Origin of the sequence: Gilvimarinus chinensis DSM 19667 (genome assembly GCF_000377745.1) — a bacterium.
Classification (GTDB): domain Bacteria; phylum Pseudomonadota; class Gammaproteobacteria; order Pseudomonadales; family Cellvibrionaceae; genus Gilvimarinus; species Gilvimarinus chinensis.
In genome coordinates this window covers 1-9,048 of record NZ_KB898722.1, presented here as the reverse complement: position 1 = coordinate 9,048, position 9,048 = coordinate 1, and the positions used below count along the sequence as shown (strand labels likewise).

Genomic DNA, 9,048 nt, shown 5'->3' with positions numbered 1-9,048 from the left:
CATGGTCGCGGCTTTTAATATAGCCAAATAATACTATATTGTCCTGTACAGTATAGCCGCTAGCGGCTATAATGAGTATAACGAAATCGGGGAAAGAACAGGAGTTACCCAATGAAAAATGAAGACGCGGCAAAAATTCTAGGCATCACTGGCGAGATTAACCCAGACACCGTAAAGCAGGCTTATCGTCGTGCTTCTTCAAAGTATCACCCCGACAAAGGCGGCAGCGTTGAAATGATGCAGGCGGTTAATCAGGCCTATGACACGCTGAAAGATTTTTCTGGTGATGTCGATGCGGGCGACCTCGATTATGGCGACCTTTTGAACGAGGCACTTAATGCAATCATCAACCTGCAAGGCATCAATATTGAGGTTTGCGGCGCGTGGATCTGGGTTACAGGTGACACGCGGCCACACAAAGACGCACTAGGAAAAAACGGTGCTGGCTTTTTTTGGGCTAAGAAAAAGAAAGCTTGGTATTTCCGCCCTTCCGATTACAAAAGTGCGGGTCGCGGGAAGTTTTCGCTTGATGATATTCGCGAGCGCCACGGTAGCCAAATCATTAAAACCAAAACCCCCCAGCGCTTAGCTAGCTAAGCGCCCCAGGCACAGGAGAGCCAAACAATGCAAACATTAACGGTTATGAAAGCAGAAGGCTTACAGCTTGTTAAAACAGACGACCAAGACAAGGATATAAGCCCCCGAGGTATAAATCTTTGCGCCCAGGTGGCCGCTTTTTATCCGGTCTGCGAGCGTGTCGATATTTATGAAACGATACACGGGCATATTGCCGCTTTTGCAAAAAAGCCGGGCTCTTTCGTGCCCGGTCAAGAAGGCAAGCCCGCGCGGATGAATGCAGAAGATATGCAATTTTTTGCGAACCTGGAAGGTTTGCGCTGGTTTGAAGCCACAACCGGAACTATTACGGTCAGCTTTGAAAATTAGAGGGTGGAATGGTGGAGCGTGACGCTTTAGAACGGGCAGCACTGGACGCCTGCCCGGCTTCGATTTTTTATGATTTGTTGGATTGCCTCGACGAGACAAGCGACGAGGAATTAAATGCTTTGATTAAGGAAGGCATTAATGAATAACGAGCCCCCAAGCAAAAAAATAGTTGATTTGGCTAAGGCGCTTGCCGCGTATTTTCCTAGCTGGAGGCTAAATAAAATAAAAGCGGATGAAGGCGGACGGCTGGAATTTATCGGGGAGCGCGGCGCGGCTTTTTGCCTCCGCTTGCGCGTCGATGAACCAAGGGGCAAGGTTTGTATTTATGGTGCATGGCCTGGCAATCAATCACCGAATACCTGGGGGGTTCTAGGGCATGGCGAGCCTGTACCGGCTATTAACGTAAGTATTAATCGGTCAGCTTTATCTATAGCAAATGACATTAAGCGGCGTTTTTTACCGGATTATCTCGCCCTTTATTCTGAGTGCCTTATTGCTCAGCAGGCGCGACAGGTGCAGTGTGATGAAATACAGCACCAGGTAGATGCGTTTATGCGCATTGCGCCAGTGAAGCATTTGACTGAATCTGACCCTTCTCGCCCTCGGTTGTTTTTACCAGGGTATGAAATGGGCGCGGATTTTCGCTTAACCTCTCGGAATCGGTGGTCTGTGGAGCTAACCGGGTTGTCTCCAGACCTGGCAATGCAGGTGCTTGGGCTAGTTGCTGCGGCGCGGCAGAAAAGGAATTTAAAAGATGATGAAAATTAACGCCGGGCGGGTGAGTTGTTATACTGCGGGTATTGCTAACAATGATGGACTGAGTATGCCCGGTAAACAACAAAATGTAGAGTTCCCCGATTGCTTGTTTAATACCTGGCTTGATTACCGTGAGGCGCAAGGGCAAACCCGTGCCGAGGTGATCCGGGAAGTGAATAGTAAGCTTGATCGGAAATATGACAATAACGCTTTTTATCGGTTTAAGAAGCGGCAGAAAAGTGTGTCTGATCGGTTGATTTTAGATTTCGTCGAGCCCGAATTGGCTGATGCGTTGAAGTGGTGGTTTAACGAGCATGGCTATCCCATTAAGGGTATTGATTTTGAGCATTTGGCCGCAGCCGTTTGTCCTCCAGTTAAAGAAGACGCTACCTCTTGATAACCTGGGTTCGCCCTCCGGGGCGCGCCCTACTCCACTGCGCTTTGCTCCGTTCCGCTGAACCACTCCGCTTCGCTTCGGTTTCATCCCATCCGGGTAACGGTCGCTCTCACTTGCGCGATCCTCGCGCCTTTACCGGCAAGCCTGCCGGTTGCTGTGACAAACTCTCTCGCCGGTGCTGCGCACCTCTGTCGAGATTGCCCCTGGCAACTCAGTCAAAGAGCGTGAAAGCTCCGCTATCACGCCTGGCAATGCACCAGTGCTAAGGCACTGGTAAACCGCCCCAGCTCGCCCAAGTGCCGCCGTGGGTGCTCTCTCGCCTTACTGTGAACCCTATGCCCTTCGTTCCCCGGATAAAGGACTACTCGCTGCGCTGCGTTCCTCCTTGATCCGGTGCCCTTCAGGTCATGGCCGGGCGTCACAGGCGAGAGAAGCTACCCACTAAACGACCGGCACCAGGTCGGCTTTTATGGGGCTCTAAGGCGTCGATAAATCGACAGTTGTTTGTGACGCTTTCGGGCTTTCCTCCCTCGCGCTGGCTCTCCCTCCACAGACTCAAAAAGCTGCCCCGGTTGGCGTTGAAACGCCAGAGAAATCTTAAATCAGTTGGTCATGGTCGCGGCTTTTAATATAGCCAAATAATACTATATTGTCCTGTACAGTATAGCCGCTAGCGGCTATAATGAGTATAACGAAATCGGGGAAAAAGGATTGTAAATGTTCACTGTAATCATTGTTCAGTTATTCGATAACAATCAAATTAATTTGCAGTGTTTTCCTGATTTGGATGCAGCAGAGGCGCATCAAAACGCGGCTATAGATGCCCTTACGGCGCTGTATCCAGAGGAAGATTTTTTTGTTTCTAGGCCTGTGGGGTTGGGTTATGCCTCGGTAAGCACGGGAACCCCGGAGGGTACTTTTAAAACTTGGATGGTTATTAAAACAGACAGAAAAAAATGGAGTTAAGATGATGGAAAAAGTTATCTCTTGGAATTGCAACCACGGCAAGCCGCCCAGCAAAAGCCTTTATGTGGGATTGATTCTATTTGCGTGTAAAGAGGATAAAAAAGAAGGGGAAGTTGTACGTTTGCTGGCCCCAGATGGTGAGAAACCGGAGTTTTACACACTTTACGGTGTGATGCTTTCGGGGCTTACCTACGCCCTACATGATTTTGATAACGAATCAGCCCAAGAGGCGTTATGCATTAGTCAGCGGGCAGCGTCAGAGCTGGGTTTTTCATTGGAGAACGCTTTACCAAACAGCCAAGGAGGTGCGTTATGCGTAGAGTAGCCCCTCTACTATTCGCCGGTAGCGGTAGGCTTGATCCGGTAGACCCTATAAATAATCGAGCCGAACTGGATCACGCCATGTCTGACGGTTACAAGCTAGAGCTTGAATCGGTAGGCCCCACGGTACTCGTCTTTATTCGTCGTCATGTTTCGGGCTCTATCGCTGGCCGTTTTGGTCTGCGGGTAGATCAGTTTTCGGAGCTTGCAGCGCCTATATTTTCTAACAAGCAAGGGGAGGTTGACCATGATTGCTAATTACCTGCTGAGCGCAGATGCCGAAATTCTGGAGCGTTACCCGGATGCAAGCCCCTTTTTTAATGACATAAAAGCAGAGACAGCCGCTAGCGCTTTTAATAACACTTCATTTTCACCGGAGAAACGCGGCGCAATGATTCGCGCAGAGTACGCGCTAGCGCTTATCAATGATCGTAAAGAGATACAAAACGCAGTTGATGCCGCTAAAGAGCGAGGCGCTACCGTTGCAACGGGAGCCGAGCAGATTATTGATAACTGGTTTATCGGGCACCGCACAGGTTTGCGCAGTGCTTATTCTGCATACATCGGCTCGCACTCTCGCGTTGCCTCGCCTGCGATCACCGGCCCCGCACGGTTTCCGGTTGAGCGAAACCGAAAACGTTGCGATGCCGCTGATAATAAATTGAAGGCTATTTCTGAGTATCGGGATAAATCAAAAAAGCAGGTATTACGCGCCCTACTCCCGCACGGTGACGGTATAGAAATTCGCACCGACGACCCGGACGCAAGCAAAAAACTACAGGCTAAAATTAGAGAGCTAGAGACACGGCGGGACTGTATGAAGCGGTCAAATGCGGTGATACGTAAACACCTTAAAAAATCTGGTGAATTATCGGGGGCTGTGCGGGAGGCCTGCATTGCTGATTTAATGACGGCCACAGGCTATACCCGTAAAACCGTCGAGCAAATAATTACCCCTTCACAGGGGTTTGGGGATATAGGTTATGCCTCTTATGAGCTGTCAAATTTGGGTGCGGAAATTCGCCGCCTAAAGCACCGCGTAGCAGATGTAGAGAGTGTGCAAAGCTTATCTATTAACGACGAGTTTTCAAATGGTATCAGTGTCTCTATAAGCACAGACGGCAAGATATGTATCGACTTTGGCGACAAACCGACTGATGAAGTACGGCAGGCGATTCGCTACAGTCATGGTTATAAGTGGTCAAGAAAACGCCGTGAGTGGGTGCGAAAACTAACAACCAACGCCTATAACGGTTATGTAAGAGAAGTGCGCGATTTTTTGGCGGCCATATAGGCCGCCATTGGGGGGATTATGTCGGACGATTTGACGTTACAGCAACTAAGAAAAGCCTATACTCGCGGTGAAATAGCGTCTATTGCTGTATCTGGTCTTGTTGTGCGCTTCGTGTACAGTGACAGCGGCCACCAGGCTGGCACCAGGTCTGGCTATCTGGTGGCCGCTGATGGTGCTATTCGACGCTTTTCTTCAGATTCAGCCGGGTGGAGATTTATTGAATCTAAGCTCAAGAAATAACTCTTTTACCACCTTGAACGATTTTCTATGCCGTCTAATTTTCGCTTTACTAGCGCCAAGCTGGGAGGCGAGGTGTCTACTAAAACTGTTAGATCATATGCGTCGAAATTCCCCAATATCAGGTCGTCCATATTAGCTATCCTATTGATACAAGGTCCAATCGTGTCTATCCACGCATTGTCAAAGAGTAATGTGACTTCGACTTTTGATTGATGCTCACAACTGTTTTTTGCAGTGTCTAAAAGGTGTTTGAGTTTGTTCGCCTTGTACGCATCACCTATCATTTCGTTTGACCACTCGTTGTTTTTTAAGTGATTATCTGTTTTCTTCTTCGAGCAGGTTTCAGAATTGCTTTTTGCATATTCTAGGGCGCTAGAATATGCTGATGTCCATTCATTGTATTTAGGCACTGGACACGAGAGAGTGGAAGCGTATCTTTCTAGACCGGAACGGTATTTCTCCTTAAGCCTGTCAAGGGATTGTTTTTCGATTCCCTCCGCTTCGTCATGCAGTTTCGTTATGTGGGCTAATCTCTTCTTTCCCCGCTCTAGAGGTTTTGGGTATGTCTCGGCTAGATCAGCCGAGATACCCTTTATTCGATCAGGGTGGAAATAAGATCGGAATCTCAGACGGGATGTACTGGATGCGTAAATTAGATCCATACGGGTTGTGAATCGTTCTTCGTGCATATCGTAGAGATCATTAGTCGCTATTCTTATAGCTTGCTCAGCATCTGCTAAATTCGCCTCCTGTTCACTAGCCAAGTCTTTATATCTGTCTAGGTCAGCTGAGGCGGCACTGGCCCGTTTTTCTAGCCGCTGCACTTCTATATCCAGGGACTCTTTTTTTTCACTTATTTCCTCTAGCGCACGCTCCTTCTGAGCAAGGTTGGCCATTGCGACCTCTATTTGAGCCGACCATTCTTTTTGTGATTTTTCTAGCGCCGCTACCTGTTCAGATAAGTTCTCCTTCTGCATAACTGGAATGACGGTATATATGTAGCCGATCACAACAGCGCATAACGTACCAATCTGAGCCAAGGCGGCTCCCGACGACAAAAGCCGCTCCCATCGTGTTTTGCGCTCGGCAGTAGTCTTTAATGTCGAGGCAATTTCCTTAAGTTCGGCTATACCGTTCTCTTTTTGAGGGCCTATTCGTTTACGCATAACGTCCCGATAGATATTGTTTATTGATGTGAGTTCGTTAAGAGCCCGGTTGGTGTTAGTGCTGTTTATAGACAGGCTTCCCAGCTTTTTCTAGGTAAGTGCTTTTGCATCCTGGGTACCCACTGCATCCAAACCAGAATTTACCACGTTTTTTGGCGGGTCGCTTAACCAGCGCGCTCCCACATTCGCCACATTTAAACTCGGTTTCTTTCCCTGATTTGGCTGGGGTCAGGTTTGGTTTTCCTGCTTTATCTGGGTAGGTAGCATCACAGGCTGGGTATTCAGTGCATCCCCAGAAAAAGCCCTTTGCGCCTTTCCGCCGGCACAGATGCCCTGGCTCGCATTTAGGGCACGATGGGCCTGTATTGGCCTTCAGAGCCAGCCCATTCGCTTTCATGTCCTCAATGTGACTTGATACCTGGTTAACCAGCGACTGTATAAAATCGTCGATGGTCATTTGTTGCTGTTCTATTTGTTTTTGCTGCTCATACCACAGTGCTGTCATATCGGGGCCGGTCGCCATTGACGGCAAAACGTCGTGAAACTCTCTACCTAATTCAGTAGAGATTAAATACCCCTTCTTTTCGGTGATGTATCCGCGATCTTTTAGTGTCTCTATAAATGTGTGCCGTGTCGCTGGCGTTCCAATACCGCCCTGCTCTTCTTTGCTGTCTTTGTCTTTATCCAATAAAAGCGCCGCTATTTTGGGATCAGTGACATACTTCGCGACTCGCCTCAGATCCTTTAATAAGGTGGCTTCTGTGTAGTGCTTGGGTGGCTTGGTTTCCTTATCGTGTACCACCGCAGACACGCATTGCCCGGTTTGTGACCGCGCAATGCTCCGCAGGTCGTTATTGCTCGCCTCTTCGCCGGTATCGTTGATTTCGTCGTTATCTGTATCGTTAGTGTATAAGCGGCCCCATCCAAGGCTTATAACGGTGGTTGAGGTCGCCTTAAATTCGTGTTCGGTGTTATCAATTTGTGTAGTCACTGTGGTGACTTCAGATACTTTAACCGGCCAGAATTGGGCTATGTACTGCCTCGCAATCAGCAAATAAATTTGCTTCTCATCATTAGGTAATGTGTCTACGGCATACCGCCCTTCGGCGGGTACGATGCCGTGGTGGGCGGTTACCTTGCTAGAATTGAATGCTTTGCTTTTGATGGTTGGATCTGCTGCCGCTGCCGCTTTTCCCAGCATTGGGCAATTGTCCTCGATGGTCTTTAGCACTATCGGTGCGTCTTGGTGCTGCTCTTCAGACAGATAGCGGCAATCGGTACGGTTATAGGTGATTAACTTCTTTTCCCTGAGTCGCTGCGTAATCTCCAACGTCTTTTTGGAGTTGAGGCCAAATTTCCGGTAAGCGTCCGATTGCAACCCCAGCAGGTCATAAGGCAGCGGAGGGTGTTCCCGCTTCTCTTTAGTTTCAGCGCTCGTTACCCTCGCTGGTTTACCGCTACTCGCTTCGCTGATAGCGGTTGCAGCGTCTTTTGAATCAAGCCGCCCTTTTTCATCTTTTGGATCATTCTCTTTAACCTGGTATGTTCCGGTAAAAGTTATACCGTCGATAGAAAATTCTCCTTTTATGACGTAATAAAAGTGTTTCTCGTGCCCTTCTATTAGTCGATCCCTAGCCACGATTAAACCTAAAATGGGTGTTTGCACACGACCAACAGACAGCGTTCCTGTGTAACCTTTTTTTTGCGCCAGTAGTGTGTAGAGTCGGGTAAGGTTGTAGCCGTAGAGTTGATCCCCTACCGACCGCGAAAGCGCTGCATTGGATAGACCTATAAAATCACGGTTATCTTTTAGCTGGCTAAAAGAACGCTCTACGATGCGCGGGTTTAAATCGTTGATTAACACCCGCTGTACGGGTTTATTAATTTTCTGGTGATGAAGGATTTCATCAACCAGTAATTGTCCTTCGGAATCCGGGTCGCCAGCGTGAATAATTGAGCTGGCTTTATTGAGGTAGTCGCAGATTTTTTTATATTGGGCTTCTTTTCCTTTAATCACTTTATATCGCCACGGAACGTTGACGATCGGAAGATGGTCTAGGTTCCATTTTGTGTGCTCGGGGTTGTAGTCTTCGGGGTCGCACAACTCCAGGATATGGCCGGAGCTGTAAAGGATGGTATGCTTGCCGCAGTGGATTACCCCTCGCTCTTTGCTCGTCACACCAAAATAACCGGCGATAGCGTCAGCCAACTCTGCTTTTTCCGCAATTATCACTGTTTCCATGTTCAATCCTTTGGTTTCCAATATGGTCTACAGGGGCTATAATAGGGTAAAGATAGACGAATTCAAACCCTTACTTTTCACAACACGGAGCTGTTATGTCACTTATCGAATTTGCCGCAGATAAACCCCTTGTGCCGCTTGTCGCGGTGCTTTCGGTCGGGGTAATTATTTACTGCGCCTGGTTGTTTTATTCTTCCCGAAAAACTGGCCCCGCTGGATTACTGTCCCTGTGTGTGCTGGCTATGTTTTTCATGTTTTTTGAGAGCTATAAGGGTGCTTTACGCGAGGGCTCTACACGGACGGTTGTAGTTATGCCTGATAAACAAAACTTGCGCCTTGGTGAAGACGGTAAGCTGGCTTTTTGTATTGATGGAATCGCGAGGAACTGGGAAAAGACTCATAACGGTATTGTTTCGACAAGTATCAGAACTTACATGGGGGAGCCGATGCGGTGTTTGACCATCGAGCAGAGCGTTCAGTATTTGCGGGCAAATGGCGCATCCGATGAACAGATTGCTACTTTTAGACGTGCCTACGAAATTCAGTAATATCCTGGGTTCGCCCTCCGGGGCGCGCCCTACTCCACTGCGCTTTGCTCCGTTCCGCTGAACCACTCCGCTTCGCTCCGGTTTCATCCCATCCGGGTAACGGTCGCTCTCACTTGCGCGATCCTCGCGCCTTTACCGGCAAGCCTGCCGGTTGCTGTGACAAACTCTCTCGC

General features: G+C 48.6%; 13 protein-coding genes. 11 read left to right on the top strand and 2 right to left on the bottom strand.

Annotated elements, in window-relative coordinates; translation table 11 throughout:
- Nucleotides 1–111: 111 nt before the first annotated feature.
- The 10 genes from D568_RS0118650 (at nt 112) to D568_RS0118605 (ending at nt 4,919) form a co-directional block, all read left to right on the top strand.
- On the top strand, nt 112–597 hold the full coding sequence (locus D568_RS0118650) for a J domain-containing protein (RefSeq protein ID WP_020211120.1): 486 nt from the start codon (nt 112–114) through the stop codon (nt 595–597).
- 27 nt (nt 598–624) lie between these two features.
- Nucleotides 625–945 carry a hypothetical protein gene (locus D568_RS0118645; protein ID WP_020211119.1) on the top strand — a complete coding sequence of 107 codons (321 nt, stop codon included), beginning with the start codon at nt 625–627 and terminating at the stop codon, nt 943–945.
- Between the two features lie 8 nt (nt 946–953).
- Entirely contained in the window at nt 954–1,091 is a 138-nt protein-coding gene (locus D568_RS21790; RefSeq protein ID WP_020211118.1) for a hypothetical protein, read from the top strand.
- A complete protein-coding gene (locus D568_RS0118635) occupies nt 1,084–1,713 on the top strand; it encodes a hypothetical protein (protein ID WP_020211117.1) in 630 nt (209 codons plus the stop codon). Before D568_RS21790 ends, D568_RS0118635 begins: the two co-directional genes overlap by 8 nt.
- Nucleotides 1,700–2,098, top strand: a complete 399-nt coding sequence (locus D568_RS0118630; protein WP_020211116.1) for a hypothetical protein — start codon at nt 1,700–1,702, stop codon at nt 2,096–2,098. The genes D568_RS0118635 and D568_RS0118630 overlap by 14 nt, the downstream gene beginning before the upstream one ends.
- 717 nt (nt 2,099–2,815) lie before the next feature.
- Nucleotides 2,816–3,064 carry a hypothetical protein gene (locus D568_RS0118625; protein WP_020211115.1) on the top strand — a complete coding sequence of 83 codons (249 nt, stop codon included), beginning with the start codon at nt 2,816–2,818 and terminating at the stop codon, nt 3,062–3,064.
- Nucleotide 3,065: 1 nt separating this feature from the next.
- Nucleotides 3,066–3,389 (top strand): hypothetical protein, encoded by a 324-nt coding sequence (locus D568_RS0118620; RefSeq protein WP_020211114.1) that lies wholly within the window; start codon nt 3,066–3,068, stop codon nt 3,387–3,389.
- Complete coding sequence (locus tag D568_RS21785) at nt 3,377–3,643, top strand: hypothetical protein (protein ID WP_020211113.1); 267 nt, start codon at nt 3,377–3,379, stop codon at nt 3,641–3,643. Before D568_RS0118620 ends, D568_RS21785 begins: the two co-directional genes overlap by 13 nt.
- Nucleotides 3,633–4,679, top strand: coding sequence for a hypothetical protein (locus D568_RS0118610; RefSeq protein ID WP_020211112.1), 1,047 nt, complete (start codon nt 3,633–3,635; stop codon nt 4,677–4,679). Before D568_RS21785 ends, D568_RS0118610 begins: the two co-directional genes overlap by 11 nt.
- Before the next feature lie 18 nt (nt 4,680–4,697).
- Nucleotides 4,698–4,919 carry a hypothetical protein gene (locus tag D568_RS0118605; protein ID WP_020211111.1) on the top strand — a complete coding sequence of 74 codons (222 nt, stop codon included), beginning with the start codon at nt 4,698–4,700 and terminating at the stop codon, nt 4,917–4,919.
- A 5-nt stretch (nt 4,920–4,924) separates the two neighbouring features.
- Here D568_RS0118605 and D568_RS0118600 read toward each other — a convergent pair whose 3' ends face one another.
- On the bottom strand, nt 4,925–6,085 hold the full coding sequence (locus D568_RS0118600; protein WP_020211110.1) for a hypothetical protein: 1,161 nt from the start codon (nt 6,083–6,085) through the stop codon (nt 4,925–4,927).
- 55 nt (nt 6,086–6,140) lie between these two features.
- A complete protein-coding gene (locus D568_RS0118595) occupies nt 6,141–8,327 on the bottom strand; it encodes a DNA topoisomerase 3 (RefSeq protein WP_020211109.1) in 2,187 nt (728 codons plus the stop codon).
- 95 nt (nt 8,328–8,422) lie between these two features.
- On the opposite strand from D568_RS0118595, the gene D568_RS0118590 reads away from it, so the two are divergent.
- Nucleotides 8,423–8,875, top strand: coding sequence for a hypothetical protein (locus tag D568_RS0118590; protein WP_020211108.1), 453 nt, complete (start codon nt 8,423–8,425; stop codon nt 8,873–8,875).
- Nucleotides 8,876–9,048 lie beyond the last annotated feature (173 nt).

Bases quoted from the DNA above. Each gene is read 5' to 3' on its own strand.
- D568_RS21790 (WP_020211118.1), top strand. From the start codon at position 954: ATGGTGGAGCGTGACGCTTTAGAACGGGCAGCACTGGACGCCTGCCCG.
- D568_RS0118625 (WP_020211115.1), top strand. From the start codon at position 2,816: ATGTTCACTGTAATCATTGTTCAGTTATTCGATAACAATCAAATTAAT.
- D568_RS0118620 (WP_020211114.1), top strand. From the start codon at position 3,066: ATGATGGAAAAAGTTATCTCTTGGAATTGCAACCACGGCAAGCCGCCC.
- D568_RS0118650 (WP_020211120.1), top strand. From the start codon at position 112: ATGAAAAATGAAGACGCGGCAAAAATTCTAGGCATCACTGGCGAGATT.
- D568_RS21785 (WP_020211113.1), top strand. From the start codon at position 3,377: ATGCGTAGAGTAGCCCCTCTACTATTCGCCGGTAGCGGTAGGCTTGAT.
- D568_RS0118605 (WP_020211111.1), top strand. From the start codon at position 4,698: ATGTCGGACGATTTGACGTTACAGCAACTAAGAAAAGCCTATACTCGC.
- D568_RS0118610 (WP_020211112.1), top strand. From the start codon at position 3,633: ATGATTGCTAATTACCTGCTGAGCGCAGATGCCGAAATTCTGGAGCGT.
- D568_RS0118590 (WP_020211108.1), top strand. From the start codon at position 8,423: ATGTCACTTATCGAATTTGCCGCAGATAAACCCCTTGTGCCGCTTGTC.
- D568_RS0118630 (WP_020211116.1), top strand. From the start codon at position 1,700: ATGATGAAAATTAACGCCGGGCGGGTGAGTTGTTATACTGCGGGTATT.
- D568_RS0118595 (WP_020211109.1), bottom strand. From the start codon at position 8,327: ATGGAAACAGTGATAATTGCGGAAAAAGCAGAGTTGGCTGACGCTATC.
- D568_RS0118600 (WP_020211110.1), bottom strand. From the start codon at position 6,085: ATGCGTAAACGAATAGGCCCTCAAAAAGAGAACGGTATAGCCGAACTT.
- D568_RS0118635 (WP_020211117.1), top strand. From the start codon at position 1,084: ATGAATAACGAGCCCCCAAGCAAAAAAATAGTTGATTTGGCTAAGGCG.
- D568_RS0118645 (WP_020211119.1), top strand. From the start codon at position 625: ATGCAAACATTAACGGTTATGAAAGCAGAAGGCTTACAGCTTGTTAAA.